Genomic DNA, 15,121 nt, shown 5'->3' on the forward strand with positions numbered 1-15,121 from the left:
AATGCAATAGCTAATGAGACGAAACGACTATTTTCTGGTGGTCAACCGATAGCCGTTGCCTCTCAGAGTTTCAATAAATATGGCATCACTGCTGTGAAGCTTTTGTCGCAGCCTACTGATATACACATCAACAACATTAGTTAGCGGATCGCTGTGACTTCGCCATACTCGACTTAATATGCGTTCTCGAGACAGCACTTTTTCAGCATTTTCTGCGAAGTAGTAGAGCATGTCGTATTCTAGTTTGGTGAGCGAAATCTCTTCCCCAGACAATGTCGCAATACGTGACTCGTCATCGATGTTTAACGGTCCGATGGTGAGGCCTAATTGGGTAACCGGTGTATTCGTCACTCTTCGGCTTAAGGCCGTTATGCGCGCAAGTAGTTCGTCAAAGTCAAATGGCTTGCACAAATAGTCATCCGCGCCTTGTTTTAAACCATTCACGCGCTCGCGCACTTCGTCCACCGCGGTTAGCAACAAAACCATAGGGGCATGGGGAAGCGACTTGATTGCGGGCAGCAGCTCTACGCTATCTTCATCACCAAACATGCGATCAAGTACAATAATAGCAGGGGCTTCATGGCGAATGCGCGTGACTAAGTTGTGTAATGCCGACTCTTCGATGCACTCAAAACCTTCAGCGCTTAAGCCTCGTGATAGAAAGCGTAGCAAGGGGGCTTCGTCATCAGAAATAAGAATTTTCATTGTTGTTATGATCCTAGTCGTTCGATGTTACTTAACGGTTGTTATTAATCTAAGGACGTCGCATGGTCTTGTAAAACTGGCAGCGTCAACGTGAACTGCGAGCCTTTACCTAATGTGGAATGCGCACTCAATGTACCGCGGTGGGCTTCTGCTATCGCTTTAGCGATAGACAAACCTAGCCCCATTCCATTGCCTTTGCGCTTTAACCTAACGAAGCGTTCAAAAACGTGCTGCAAATCACTTGAAGAAATGCCTTCACCGCTATCAATGACCGATACATTGATATTCGGGCCTTCGCTCTCAACGCGCAGCACAATGGGCGTATCGGGATAAGAATATTTGTGCGCGTTTTCGATAAGGATGGTCAGTACCTGCGCAATTCTGTCTTTGTCGATGAGCACTTGGACCTCAATATTGGCAAGCCATTTAAGATCTAAGTCTCTTGGCTTTGTGAGCTTTTGCCATAACGCCATATTTTGTGTAAGAAGGTTATGTAAGTCAGATTTAACCAGATCTACAGTAAATTCGTGCATCTCGGCACGCGCTAGCAGCAGCAAATCATCAACCAACTTACTTAAGTTCACGGCTTGCTCAAGTATGGTTTCTAGCGTTTCTTTATAAATCTCGTTGCTAGCCGCAGCCTGCCTAAGGGTTACCTGCGCTTCGCCACGAATAATGGTTAACGGCGTGCGCAATTCGTGACTTACATCAGCCATAAATTGTCGGCGCTTTGCGTCCAGCTGAGTGAGTTTATTGTTGGCTTCTTTTAAAGCCCGGGTTCGGCTCTCCACTTCAAACTCTAAGTGCTTACGATGGGCATCAGCCTGGTCTTCGTGTTCTTGTAGTCGCGCTATCATCGAATTTAGTGCTTTGACCAAGTCAGTAAATTCGCTATCCAGGGTTTCAGGCAATCGATAGTGGTAGTTTCCCGAGGCAATGGCATCGGTACCCGTGCGAATAACTGTAAGCGGCTGATACAGGGCATTGAATAGCCAATAACAACCCAGCAGAATGAAAGGACAGGTGATAAGGCCTAAACTGATAGTAAACCACACAATGCTGCTGTTTAGCGTTTCAATGCTAGCGTTAATGCGCGATACAACGCCTGTTTGGCGGTTTACTGCAGAGTTGATGGCCTCCCTAAACTGGTTGTCGATAGTTACTTCAAGTAATGTTTGAAGGCGCTGCTGTTGATTAAGTGGAGTACTGTCATTACTTAGCGCAATAGCTCTAAACTCTTCCACAATGCCTTGAATCAGCGCTTCAAGTTCATCGGTATCTTCAACACTTCCTAATGTTGCCTCAAGCCCTAGTGCTTCGCGTTGGGCAAGTTCCAGAGATTTTATACGGTTCAACGAGTTTTCTATTTGTTGTTGTTTGTTTCTCACTTTCGCTTGGTTCGCATTCTTGCCAAAAATAAGCTCATCGGTTAGCTGTTTGAAAAGCCTGTAGGAAATACTTGATAACTGCTGGTGCTCTGACAGCAGGGATTGAGCGAGTTGAGCTTGCGCTAAGTTAGTGCGCGTTAAATGCGCAGATACGGCTGCACTGGCTAAAGCAATCAACAGAATAAAAGTGGAAAGTAGCCCAAAAAGGTAGAGTTTACGTTTGTACATTGGCAGCAGCGTTATGATTATTTGTCACTATATACGCTAAACGTAATTTAATGGTGCAGTTTCACGGCAATAAAATAGTAAGTCTGAGCAGATGGGCTACCAGCGACATGTCGTCTGAATTGGTGTAAAAATAGAACGTAAAAAAGGGCGAGAGAGAGAAAAGTACGTTCATAAAAGTCGTGATCACTATGAAAACGTAATCGTTTAAGCCGTGCGCTCAAGAATAGACAAGGCAATATCTGTTTGATATTGGAGCTCTTCATCTATTTTCCAGTGTTTGGGGCTCCAACCCGCTAAGAACCGATAAAAGTCAGCGCAGGCGAAGGGGTACAGGTACTTCCATTCAGCAATGATAAGCGCAATATCAGCACGCTTGAAACAAGCCGAGCTATCATTGTTAGCCAATCGAGTGTGTAGCGCATCTTCGAGCGCTTGAAAGTAGGTATTGAGCAGTGCATCACGATGCTTCATGTGGGTTTGGGTTGATAGTGCACTGCCCAAAAAATACGCCACGTCCTTTATGCCTGCGCCATAACCCACGTACTGAAAGTCGACAGCTGCACAGTCAGAAAAATCTTCGGTAAAACAAAAGTTAGCCACTTTAGCATCGCCGTGCACCAAAGTGTGATAGTGAGCGTTGCCTAACGTGGTAGATATATCGACAGCATGTTGCTTTAGTAATCCATCCGACATGGCGTTGAACTCATCTTCACGGGTTGCCAAGTGCCAATAAGTGCCTTCAGGCCATAATTGTAAACTTTGGCTATCAAATTCATCTCTTACATTGACAAAGCGTGCATGAAAGTTGGCAAGCCATTTTAGAACAGTGATGCATTGCTCAGCGGTAAGTGAAGAGGCCGTGCGAGAATAGCCGCTGTGTGCTAAGTCTTCCATAACAAGAAGGGAGGCTTCGCCCTGTTGGCTGTGCCCTAAGTATTTAGCTGTACGGCACGACGCATCGGTTTGGACTTGAACGTCGCTATAAAAACAGTTCTCTACCTTAAAAGATTGGCACTTACGGTTGTGGCTAGCTTCACCATTCCAGCCTTTAGGGTGTGAGAGCCTGTGTGGCGGAGTGGCGCATTTCACAACTACTTTTAGCGCTGCTTCGTCTCCACCTTGTTGCGCGCCAAGTGGGTTTTGTTGAGCTTGGTGATACTGGCTTTCTTGGAAAGGGCTTCTCTCGTCCTGGTTCTTTGAAAAAGTATTATTAGGATAGCCCAAAGTGGCACGAAAGCACGCTCCGTAGCCACTCCAAAGAGGTTGAATCATTTGTGTGTCTAATACTTTCGCGTTACATACTTGGCTTAACCAATCTATATACTGCTGGTTTACCGTATCTGACATTTTATTCTCAACTCGGACTCGATGTTAAACGTACACTAACAAACAAAAAAGCCGCTCGAAAGCGGCTTTTACGTCAATTAGCTAGTAGTGCAATAGCGACTGAAAATTATTCAGCCACTGCTGCTACTTCGGCAACGTCATCTACCGACTGAGGAAGCGTTGTTACTGCTGATGCACGTGACGTTACGTGCGACATCGCTGCAGTTTTACCCGATACTGCGAGTGCAGGTCGTGTGTCGTCAGCTTTAGCGGTAAGCGCTACATCAACAAATGCGTCGTTTACTGCTGCAGGCAATGCCATAGGGTGCGATGCACCACGCTTTCCTTTGCCACTCGCTGCTAGGCTCGAAGAAGGCGCTGCTGTTGTTTCAGCTTTTTCTTTAGCCGCTGGCGTATCTGCTTTCGCTTCTTGTACCTGTGCTTCTGGTTCTGCAACTACAGGTGCGTCAGCCAAGTTTATTTCAACTTGCTCTGGCGATGCTGTTGCTTCGTCTTTAGCTTCTGGCGCCGTATCAGCTTGCGTTGTTTTAGCTTGAACTGCCGGTTCCGTTTGTGCTGCCGGAGCCGTTTCTTCAACGTTGCTTTCTTGCACTGAAGTTTGAGCTTCTTTAGCCGGTTTAGCTTCAGTTGTCGCGTTATCGTCTGCTGACGTTACTTCATCAGTTGAGTCTACAGCTTCCGAAGGTTTATCGTTCGCTGACGGCTCTGCATCCGCTGAAGGTTCTGCATCAAACTGAAGTTCGTCCTGAACGGCTTCAACGTCAAGCTTTGCTTTCTCTTGCTTAGAAACAGGTTGCTCTTCAGCTGGCGCTAGTTGCCCAGGCTCTTTTGCTTGTGTTTCTTCGACAACAGGTGCATCTGTCTTAGCTGTCGCTTCAACTTCTGCTTCTGGCTGCTGCGGTGACAACTCACCAGGCTGTTTAGCTTGCGTGTCTGAATCGTCAACTTGCTGCGACTCTTTCTTACGACGCTGACCAGCCGCACGAACGTGACGTGGAGAGCGGCGTGAACGGCCACGGCCTTCACGTTTTTGACCATGCTCTTCACTGTTAGCGTCGGTATTTGCATCAGTGCCGTTAACGGAATCACTAGTTACCGCTGATGAGTCATCTTCACCCTTAACTGCATCCGATACTGGCTTCGCTTCAGCAGGTTTATCCGCTGGCTTTTGCGCGGCTTTGGCGGCTGGCTTTTGCTCATCCTTCTTCTGTTCAGCAGTGTTTTCAACCGGTGACTCTGCTTTCGGCGCTTTAGGCTTGGCGTCAGCTTTAGCTTTGTGCTGCACTGGCGCTTCTTTGGCTACTGGTGTGGCCTGCGCTTCGCTTTGTTCAGCAGTATTCACCGCGTTGTCATCTTTCTTCACACGAACGCTGCGGCGTTTATCACGACGTTTTCTACGTTCAGCAACTTCACGCTTCTTCTGTGCTTGGTTTTCTTGCTGCTCGCCATCTTGCTTTTCGTGCTTAGGCTTTTGTTGCTCATCGCGTGGTTGCTGTGCCTTACGAGGCTTACGACCTTTGTTATTGCGCTTATCATCTTGATCTTGACGCTGGTCTCGCTGCTGATCGCCGCGCGGTTTGCGATTATCCTGCTGCTCACCATCGCGGTTCTGGTCTTTACCTTGAGACTGATTGCCACGACGATTGTTCTTGTTGCGCGGCTTGCGGCGACGGTCGTCATTATTGCGGCTGCGGTTGTTTCTATTTTTATTACCAGACTGTGGCTTCTTGTCTTTATTAGTTTCTTCTTCGCTTTCGCTACCGAATAAATCACTAATCCATTTGCCAAATCGGGCAAATAGTGAAGGTACATCGTCGGCTTTCTTTGCTGTTTCTTCTTTTGGCGCAACTACAGGTGCAGCCGTTGGTGCAACAAGGCCTTTCAGTGCTGGCTCTTCGCGCTTAACCGGTGCAGAAGTCGTTGTTTCCGTCTCAGCTTCTACCGCAGGCATTAACTCTACGTCGTAACTCGCTTCAGATATAACGTCATCTGGACGTCTGCGTAATACCTGGTAGTGCGGTGTATCTAGATTCGCGTTAGGAATAAGTAACAAGTCAACACCGTGGCGCTTTTCTAGAAGCTGAATAGACTTACGCTTTTCGTTAAGTAAATAAGTCGCAACTGGAACAGGCAACTGTGCTTCAATTTGCCCTGTGTTTTCTTTAATGCTCTCTTCTTCCAAAATACGAAGAATAGACAGTGCCAAAGACTCAGTGCCACGAATGGTACCGTGACCAGAACAGCGAGGACACACGTGATGCGCTGATTCGCCTAAAGAAGGGCGTAAACGCTGGCGAGACATTTCCAAAAGGCCAAAGCGAGAAATGCGACCCAATTGCACTCGTGCTCTGTCGCTTCTCACCGCGTCTTTCATGCGGTTTTCAACTTCACGTTGGTGACGTACTGGCGTCATATCAATGAAGTCGATTACAACCAATCCACCTAGGTCACGAAGACGCAGTTGACGGGCAATCTCGTCCGCCGCTTCTAGGTTTGTGTTAAGCGCTGTCTCTTCAATATCACCACCTTTTGTTGCACGGGCAGAGTTAATATCTATAGAGGTTAGTGCTTCTGTTGGGTCGATAACAATTGAGCCGCCAGAAGGCAAACGCACTTCGCGTTGGAATGCAGACTCAATTTGGCTTTCGATTTGGTAGTGACTAAATAACGGCACTTCACCACGATAGAGCTTTACGCGATTTGCAAAGTCAGGGCGTACTAATTGAATGTGCTGTAAAGCTTGCTCATAAATACTGGTTTTATCGATAAGGATTTCGCCAATATCGCGACGTAGGTAGTCGCGGATAGCACGAACAATTACGTTACTTTCCTGGTGAATCAAGAAAGGGGCTTCACGTTCTTCAGCAACGCTAGAGATAGCTTCCCAATGGGTAAGCAAGACTTTTAAATCCCATTCTAGCTCTTCGTAAGATTTGCCAACGCCCGCAGTGCGAACAATCAAACCCATACCTTCAGGAAGGTCCAATTTGCTTAGTGACTCTTTAAGCTCTGTACGCTCGTCGCCCTCTATTCGGCGTGAAATACCGCCAGCGCGAGGGTTGTTTGGCATAAGTACGAGGTAACTGCCTGCAAGCGATAAGAATGTAGTTAATGCAGCGCCTTTTTGACCGCGCTCTTCTTTATCAATTTGAACAATTACTTCTTGGCCTTCTTTAATCACATCTTTGATGTTAGGGCGGCCTTCGAATTTGTAACCTTTAGGGAAGTAAGTGCGGGCAATTTCTTTGAGGGGTAGGAAGCCATGGCGCTCTGCACCGTAGTCAACAAAAGCAGCTTCTAAGCTGGGTTCAACGCGGGTAATTTTACCTTTGTAAATGTTCGCTTTTTTCTGCTCGTGTCCTGGACTTTCTATATCTAAATCATACAACCGTTGCCCATCGACAAGAGCAACGCGCAACTCTTCTTGCTGAGTTGCATTAATTAACATTCTTTTCATTGTATCTAACTCTGTTTTCGTACAGCCGTTAAGACACAAAATTAAAGTGACATGTGCAAACCCTCACCGTGCAACCTCACGGCTGGACGGGGACCTTGTTGTAACGTCGCATTATCCCTGGTGGGCAAACACTCACGCGAATAAACAAGCGCCTTTATCTTAAGCGCAAACCCATACGATCGTGAATTGACACGTATAATCGTACAGATGCATTCATGTTCACACTGCTTTAAGGATGTCGGGAGCGACTAGCCCTTATTACTCATTTCATTTTTTCAAGCGGCATCATTTTTGCCACTCAATTGTCATTTAATTCTGTTAGCTAAACGGCAAACTTATTTTATGTTCGCAAGCATGGCCTCGCTTTTTACGGCAGTGTAGTCGTTGCCTCTCTCGCGGGGTCGGTATGAATGTGTTATTTCATCGAACACTTATCATTGCTGATGTCACCGACGCTCAAACCATGCTTTTATCGTTTACAAGTTAAAACAACACACTCAGATGCGTGCTGATTTTCGGTCTTGTTGTTGTTTTTATAACGCTGTGTTTCACATTGTTAAAGTGCGGCAACGAAATGCCTGTTCCACACCTTTCTTTTTACGTGAATTTAATCGTGTTAAAAACATCGATAATTATCGCACTAAAAGTCAAATTTTAGCAAGGAAAGCGAATGAATAAATCCCATAAATTGAGATGTTAAATACAGAAAACATGCGCTTTGGATAAAAAGTATGCGCAAAGGTGGGTTTTCTAAGTCCTAGCTAAGCGCTGATATAATAATTATTTAGTAAAACGTAACTTTCAGTATGTTGGGCACTTTGCAATAGGGTATAATGCTTCTATGAAAGAAGAAGCTCCCCAAAAAGTACGTTTTGTAACGGTTGAAGCCGACTTGGCTGGTCAACGTATCGATAATTTTTTGCGCACCCAGCTAAAAGGTGTGCCGAAAAGCATGATTTATCGCATTTTGCGCAAAGGTGAAGTGCGGGTGAATAAAGGTCGTGTTAAGCCTGAATATAAGTTACAAGCCGACGATTTAATCAGAATTCCACCGGTTCGCGTGTCGGAAGGTGCGCCTGCGCCATCGCCAAAGCTCGATAAAATTGCATCATTAGAGTCGCATATCCTTTTCGAGGACGACCGTATACTTGTTATCAACAAGCCATCGGGAATGGCAGTTCATGGAGGAAGTGGCTTGAGTTTTGGTTTAATCGAAGGCTTAAGAGCCTTGCGTCCCGATGCCAAATTTATGGAATTGGTACACCGATTAGACCGTGACACGTCGGGCTGCATTTTAATTGCTAAAAAACGTTCTGCCCTTCGCCACATGCATGAGCAGCTTCGCACTGGCAAAATGGACAAGCGATATAATGCGCTAGTTGCAGGTGAGTGGCCTAAAACCCGATTTAAAGTTAAAGCGCCGCTTCGTAAAAATGTGCTGCAATCGGGTGAGCGCATGGTAAGTGTAAGCGACGATGGGAAACCGTCAGAAACTCGCTATCGCATATTAGAGGAATACGCGGGTGCAACCTTGGTTGAAGCGTCGCCTATTACAGGTAGAACCCACCAAATTCGCGTTCACTGTTTGCATGCGGGTCATCCTATTGCTTGTGACCCAAAATACGGTGATGCGGATTTCGACGCGGCAATGCGCCAAAAAGGACTGAACAGACTGTTCCTTCACGCGCGCAGTATTTCACTGCTGCACCCAGCGACTGAAGAGCGCGTAACATTTACCGCGCCATTAGACGACACTCTCTCAAATACACTTAAAGCGCTGTAAGTTATGCATTCAAAAAAACAGGCTGTGGAAACACAGCCTTTCATTTCGTTAGATAAAACACTGCCTAAGTACAAACTTGTTATCTTCGATTGGGATGGCACGCTCATGGATTCGGCGGCAAAAATTGTTAGCTGCATGCAGCTTGCTGCAAAGCAGTGTGATATGCCTGTTCCTACCTACGACGAAGTAGGTCACATTATTGGTATAAGTTTAAAGCCTGCCATTAAACAGCTTTTTAATATCAAAGACGATGAGTTAGCCGAGCGTTTAGTCGCCGCCTATAAAGAGGCATTTGTCACTCGCGATACAACGCCGTGTCCTTTGTTTGATGGCGTTGAACAGTTACTTAGCAATTTGAAAGAAGCGGGATGCACATTGGCCGTTGCGACAGGTAAAGCGCGCCGCGGTCTTGATCGAGCGTGGGCACAAACAGGGACGGGTCCTTTCTTTAGTGCGTCACGTACCGCCGATGAGGCAGAATCTAAGCCTTCGCCCGACATGCTGCTACAGTTACTTGATGAACTTAGTGTAAAAATAGAAGACGCCGTTATGATTGGTGACACAACCTACGACATGCAAATGGCGAAAACGATTGGTATGGATAGGATAGGTGTGTCATACGGTGTACATGCGCAGGTTCATTTAGAAGCGTTGTTACCTGTAGCACTTGTACACTCTATAAGTGAACTAGAAACAGCGCTATTCAAATAGCGCTGGTTTGTAGCACTGCTTTGATACAACTGCTCTGACAGAATTAGTGGCTTACTGTGCAGCCATTGCTAATAAATCGACATCGAAGTGTGCGCCCAGTAATTCATTCAGCAGCATTATCGGAAGACCGATTAAACTGTTAGGGTCGCGGCTTTCTATTTTATCGAACAGTAATACACCCAAACCTTCGCTTTTAAAACTGCCGGCGCAATCGAATGGTTGCTCTTTATCTACATAGGCGCGAATGGCAGTTTCACTGTTATGCCGAAAGAAAACGCGTGTTTCATCTACCTGCGTTATCGTTTTATTGGCGCTAGGTTGGTGAAGGCAAAGTGCAGTATAAAATGACACTTGCTTACCTTGGCATGCCATTAGCTGGTTTACTGCATTTTCTGACGTGCCAGGCTTGCCAAGTAGCTGCGGGCCTGCATCGGTTTGTACCAAAGCTACTTGATCGCTACCAATAATAATGGTGTCGCTATTTACCTTTTCTAATTCAGCGGCAACCTTGTGCGCCTTTTGTTCGGCTAAACGTAAACTCAATGCAGTAGGGCTTTCGTTCGCAAAGGGCGTTTCGTCAATATCTGGTGCGTGGTTGTCTACCTGAATACCAATGTTGGCGAGTAACATTTTTCGGTATTGCGATGATGAGGCTAGAACAAGGGAGGCCACAATTACTCCTTTTATAAAATCAATATGTTGCGTACTTTCAGTTAGTAGTACAATGTTACATTATCACTGCGTACCACATACAGCGTTTTATTGTAGGTTAAAACGCAATTTTGCTTTGACAGGAAGGGGTTGACCCTATATCATGCGCGCCCTATGCAGAAAGTGAAACTCCCTCATTCGGTTGAACCGACTAAAAGTGCCATGAAACGTTCCGATTACCGGGGCGTGATTGCGTCTAAAGATATGGAACGATTGAGTGAAGCAGTTGTCCGATGCAATGACTATGTGGACGCAGAAGTACAGTTCGAAAAAGACGCGCAGGGTCTTACTGTCTTTCACGGCCATTTAGCCACGCAGGTAACACTTATCTGTCAAAGGTGTAATGGTGAACTCGATTATCCCGTGGAAGCGGAATTCTGTTTTACTCCAGTGCAGGGAGAAGAACAGGAAAGCGATGACATCATTCCCGAGGCTTACGAACCGGTAGAGGTCAACGACCACGGAGAAGTTAATCTGCTTCAAATTTTTGAAGACGAGCTACTGTTATCTTTGCCAATTGTGCCCCTTCATGCAGAGTCGGAGTGTACAGTGAAGCAAGACGATATGTCGTTTGGAAAGATTGAACCGGAACAAGAGCGACAAAACCCTTTCGCGGTTTTGAAAGAACTTAAGCGAGACCAGGAGTAAGTTATGGCAGTACAACAAAATCGTAAAACGCGTTCTAAGCGCGGTATGCGTCGCTCACACGATGCATTGACAGGCGCGACTTTGTCTGTCGATTCAACGTCGGGCGAAACTCACCGTCGTCACCACGTGACCGCTGACGGTTATTACAAAGGCAAGAAAGTAATCGGCGCGTAATACGGCGACTACATTTTGTCTAAACTAACCATCGCGTTAGATATCATGGGGGGCGATCATGGTCCCCCTGTTATCCTTCCCGCTGCCGTAAAGGCTATTCAACTTCACCCAGACGTGCACTTCACGTTATGCGGTGATGAAGATACCATCAAAGCAGGTATACAGCCCCTTACCAACGCTGAACGCAACCGCGTTACTATTGTGCATTGCTCACAAGTGGTTGAGATGGGCGAAGCGCCAACGTCAGCGCTACGAAACAAAAAAGATTCTTCTATGCGTCGCGTAATTGAGCTTGTCGAAAGTGGCGAGGCTGACGCATGCGTAAGCGCAGGTAATACCGGTGCACTGCTTACCTTATCGTTCTATTTGCTTAAAACCTTGTCAGGCATTGATAGGCCCGCACTTATTAATATGATGCCTACGACAGGGCACCATAACGTATTTCTTTTGGATTTAGGCGCAAACGTGAACTGTACGCCTGAAATACTTTTCCAGTACGGTGTTATGGGTTCAGTGCTTGCACAAGAGGTGGCGGGGATTGAATCGCCAAGAGTTGCCTTGTTGAACGTGGGCGAAGAAGATATTAAAGGTAACGCGCAGGTAAAATCTGCCGATCAGCTTTTTAAAGATGCGCCAGGCATAAACTATATTGGTTATGTAGAAGGCGACGACATTTTCACCGATCATGCCGATGTAGTGGTAACAGACGGTTTTACCGGAAATGTAGCGCTTAAATCGAGCGAAGGGCTGGCTAAGTTAGTGATAAACGAAGTAAAACGCCAGTCACAGAAGAACTTTTATACCCGATTATTGGCAAAAATTGCCTTCCCATTACTGAAATCTATCTATAACAGCGTGAACCCCGACCAGTATAACGGTGCGAGTCTGATAGGATTGCGCGGCATTGTTATCAAGAGTCACGGAAATGCACAAAAAGACGCCTTTTATTACGCCATCGTGCAAGCAATGAAAGAAGCAAAGATGCATTTACCTGAAAAGATAAAGACAAAGATAGAAACGGTATTGTTGGAGCAGCTTTGAGCAAATATTCACGCTTTATAGGAACAGGTAGCTATTATCCCAGCGACGTGCGTACAAACGCAGATTTAGAGCAAATGGTGGACACCAGTGACGAATGGATCACTGACCGTACCGGGATAAAAGAGCGACGTATTATTGGAGCAGATGAAACCGCTGCTACCATGGGGGCAGAAGCCAGTAAGAAAGCCATTGAGATGGCTGGCATTGACCCGAAATCTATCGACATGATTGTGTGCGCTACCACAAGTGGTCGCTATGCGCTTCCAAGCACAGCATGTGAAATTCAACGCATTCTTGATATTGACGGTATCCCTGCCTTTGACGTAGCTGCTGCATGTGCAGGTTACTGCTACGCGTTAAGTGTTGCCGATCAATACATTAAGTCGGGAATGGCGAAACGTATTCTTGTTGTCGGTACCGACTGTTTAAGCCGTTTGATAAACCCTGAAGATAGAACCATGGTTATCTTGTTTGGCGATGCAGCGGGTGCAACGATTATTGAAGCTAGCGATGAACCTGGCATTCTTTCGACACATATCAATGCATCAGGCTCTCACGGTGATTTGCTTTACGTGGGTAATCCAACCCGAGGTGACGAGCAGTCGGTTCACGAGAACTGGGGTGTGATGCGTGGTAATGAAGTCTTTAAGGTTGCGGTAACCAAGCTTTCAGAAGTGGTAGAACAAACCCTTGCTGCCAACGGTATGCAAAAATCTGATCTTGACTGGTTAGTACCTCACCAAGCAAACTTTAGAATTATTAAAGCGACAGCTAAAAAGCTGAATATGTCTCTTGATCAAGTAGTGCTTACGTTAGAGCAGTATGGTAATACCTCTGCTGCTACTGTGCCTACAGCGCTTGATACAGCTATCAGAGACGGGCGCATTCAACGCGGACAGCATTTATTACTAGAAGCATTCGGAGGCGGATTTGCTTGGGCATCGGCGCTTGTACGCTATTAGCCTTGCAGATATTTGCCTTGGTGATATTTGCCTCGTTAAGGGGCACTCCAACTCCGACGTTTTCTCGCTTCTAGTAAATTAAAAATAATAAGGAATCGACATGACAAAGACAGCCTGTGTATTTCCAGGACAAGGTTCTCAAAGCGTAGGTATGCTAAAGGAACTTGCTGAGACTTCTCCGATTATCGAAGCAACGTTTAAAGAAGCCTCTGACGCGCTCGGCTACGATCTGTGGGATTTAGTCCAAAATGATACAGACGGTAAACTTAACGAAACCCATATCACTCAACCAGCGTTGCTTGCTGCTAGCGTAGCAATTTGGCGTGTTATTCGCGAGCAGGGCATCGATGTAGATTACCTAGCGGGTCACAGCCTTGGTGAGTACTCAGCATTAGTATGTGGCGGCGCCATGGATTTTGCTGATGCTATCAAGCTTGTGGAAGCCCGTGGTAAATACATGCAAGAAGCTGTACCAGCAGGTGCGGGTGCCATGTATGCCATTATCGGATTAGACGATGCCGCCATTGCGGATATTTGTCAGCAAACTGCTATTGCTACAGGCGATGTGGTTGCACCAGTTAACTTTAACTCTCCAGGCCAAGTGGTTATTGCAGGGGAAAAGAACGCCGCCGAGCAAGCTGCTAATGCGTGTAAAGAAGCGGGCGCTAAGCGCGCACTTCCTCTTGCGGTAAGCGTTCCTTCACACTGTGAGTTAATGCGTCCTGCAGCAGACAAGTTAGAAGACGCGTTATCGTCATTGAACGTTAATGAGCCTGCAATCAATATCGTGAATAATGTTGATGTCACTATTGAAACCCAAGGTGATGCAATCAAGAACGCATTAGTAAGACAACTATATTGCCCCGTTCAATGGACGCGTACTGTTGAATACTTGGCGGCAGCGGGCGTTGAGCGCGTTATTGAAGTAGGTCCTGGTAAAGTACTTACTGGATTGAACAAACGTATCGACAAGAGCCTAGAATCTCTTGCAGTTAACACACCTGATGGTGTTGAAGCATTAAAACAATAAGGAAACGCAATGAGTCAATTAGACGGTAAAATTGCGCTTGTTACCGGCGCAAGCCGAGGTATAGGCAAAGCGATTGCTACGCAGCTTGCACAGCAAGGTGCTACGGTTATCGGCACAGCAACCAGTGAAAATGGTGCACAAGCAATTAGCGATTATCTTTCTGAATTCGGCGGCAAGGGCTTTGCGCTAAATGTCACCGACAAAGAAAGCGTAGATACCACGATTAAAGCGATCAATGAAGCACATGGTGGTATCGATATCTTGGTCAATAATGCCGGTATCACACGTGATAATCTGCTAATGCGCATGAAAGATGACGAGTGGCAGGATATTATCGACACTAACTTAACCTCAATTTTCACACTGTCAAAAGCGGTACTTCGCGGTATGATGAAGAAGCGTTTTGGTCGCATCGTGAACATTGGTTCAGTGGTGGGCAGTGCAGGTAATGCCGGACAGGCAAACTATGCTGCAGCGAAAGCAGGGGTCATTGGTTTTTCTAAATCAATGGCGCGTGAAGTGGCTTCTCGTGGTATTACCATCAACGTTGTAGCGCCTGGTTTTATCGATACCGATATGACAAAAGCGCTGACTGATGACCAAAAAGAAGCCATTTTCAAAGATATTCCGGCTAACCGATTAGGCGAGCCTGATGAAATTGCAGCCACTGTTGCCTTTTTAGTAAGCGATGGTGCAGCCTATATTACAGGCGAAACTATCCATGTAAATGGTGGTATGTATATGGGGTAAATTCGCAAAAATTGCGAATTTTCCTTAGTTTGGGGTGGTATTTACCCGAACTTGGATGTAAAAATAGTATTTTACGAATTTCGAATGTCGCTGGTTTGACCAGAAAATTTGTTTAAACTGGTGCTTGCAAGGATGCACCTTGCAAAATAAACTAGCGGCACTTTTATTATCTAGTGACGTTTAAGG

13 protein-coding genes are annotated in these 15,121 nt (G+C 46.1%); 8 read left to right on the forward strand and 5 right to left on the reverse strand.

What is annotated here, in order from left to right:
* Window positions 1-27: 27 nt before the first annotated feature.
* The 4 genes from AC0J2X_RS18770 to rne form a co-directional block, all read right to left on the reverse strand.
* Window positions 28-705 (reverse strand): response regulator transcription factor, encoded by a 678-nt coding sequence (locus tag AC0J2X_RS18770; protein ID WP_472996302.1) that lies wholly within the window; start codon window positions 703-705, stop codon window positions 28-30.
* Window positions 706-749: 44 nt separating this feature from the next.
* Window positions 750-2,321 (reverse strand): sensor histidine kinase, encoded by a 1,572-nt coding sequence (locus AC0J2X_RS18775; protein ID WP_472996303.1) that lies wholly within the window; start codon window positions 2,319-2,321, stop codon window positions 750-752.
* A gap of 204 nt (window positions 2,322-2,525) precedes the next feature.
* On the reverse strand, window positions 2,526-3,668 hold the full coding sequence (locus AC0J2X_RS18780; RefSeq protein WP_472996304.1) for an oxidoreductase family protein: 1,143 nt from the start codon (window positions 3,666-3,668) through the stop codon (window positions 2,526-2,528).
* A 106-nt stretch (window positions 3,669-3,774) separates the two neighbouring features.
* Entirely contained in the window at window positions 3,775-7,125 is a 3,351-nt protein-coding gene (gene rne / locus AC0J2X_RS18785) for a ribonuclease E (RefSeq protein ID WP_472996305.1), read from the reverse strand.
* 841 nt (window positions 7,126-7,966) lie between these two features.
* On the opposite strand from rne, the gene rluC reads away from it, so the two are divergent.
* Both rluC and AC0J2X_RS18795 read left to right on the forward strand, forming a co-directional pair.
* Window positions 7,967-8,908, forward strand: a complete 942-nt coding sequence (gene rluC, locus AC0J2X_RS18790; protein WP_014979112.1) for a 23S rRNA pseudouridine(955/2504/2580) synthase RluC — start codon at window positions 7,967-7,969, stop codon at window positions 8,906-8,908.
* A 3-nt stretch (window positions 8,909-8,911) separates the two neighbouring features.
* The gene (locus AC0J2X_RS18795; RefSeq protein ID WP_014979113.1) at window positions 8,912-9,619 is read left to right on the forward strand and encodes an HAD family hydrolase; all 708 of its coding nucleotides are present in this window, start codon (window positions 8,912-8,914) and stop codon (window positions 9,617-9,619) included.
* Window positions 9,620-9,670: 51 nt separating this feature from the next.
* On the opposite strand, the gene AC0J2X_RS18800 is transcribed toward AC0J2X_RS18795, so the two are convergent.
* Window positions 9,671-10,291, reverse strand: coding sequence for a Maf family protein (locus tag AC0J2X_RS18800; RefSeq protein WP_472996306.1), 621 nt, complete (start codon window positions 10,289-10,291; stop codon window positions 9,671-9,673).
* 153 nt (window positions 10,292-10,444) lie between these two features.
* Here AC0J2X_RS18800 and yceD point away from each other — a divergent pair, with 153 nt between their 5' ends.
* The 6 genes from yceD (at window position 10,445) to fabG (ending at window position 14,935) form a co-directional block, all read left to right on the forward strand.
* On the forward strand, window positions 10,445-10,978 hold the full coding sequence (gene yceD, locus AC0J2X_RS18805) for a 23S rRNA accumulation protein YceD (protein ID WP_014976324.1): 534 nt from the start codon (window positions 10,445-10,447) through the stop codon (window positions 10,976-10,978).
* Window positions 10,979-10,981: 3 nt separating this feature from the next.
* On the forward strand, window positions 10,982-11,152 hold the full coding sequence (gene rpmF, locus AC0J2X_RS18810) for a 50S ribosomal protein L32 (protein WP_012518206.1): 171 nt from the start codon (window positions 10,982-10,984) through the stop codon (window positions 11,150-11,152).
* A gap of 15 nt (window positions 11,153-11,167) precedes the next feature.
* Complete coding sequence (gene plsX, locus AC0J2X_RS18815; protein WP_039229654.1) at window positions 11,168-12,193, forward strand: phosphate acyltransferase PlsX; 1,026 nt, start codon at window positions 11,168-11,170, stop codon at window positions 12,191-12,193.
* Window positions 12,190-13,155, forward strand: a complete 966-nt coding sequence (locus AC0J2X_RS18820) for a beta-ketoacyl-ACP synthase III (protein WP_014949212.1) — start codon at window positions 12,190-12,192, stop codon at window positions 13,153-13,155. The genes plsX and AC0J2X_RS18820 overlap by 4 nt, the downstream gene beginning before the upstream one ends.
* 100 nt (window positions 13,156-13,255) lie before the next feature.
* A complete protein-coding gene (fabD, locus tag AC0J2X_RS18825; protein WP_014949213.1) occupies window positions 13,256-14,185 on the forward strand; it encodes an ACP S-malonyltransferase in 930 nt (309 codons plus the stop codon).
* Between the two features lie 9 nt (window positions 14,186-14,194).
* Entirely contained in the window at window positions 14,195-14,935 is a 741-nt protein-coding gene (gene fabG, locus AC0J2X_RS18830) for a 3-oxoacyl-ACP reductase FabG (protein ID WP_014976326.1), read from the forward strand.
* Window positions 14,936-15,121: the final 186 nt, after the last annotated feature.

Source organism: Alteromonas sp. R7, assembly GCF_055755235.1.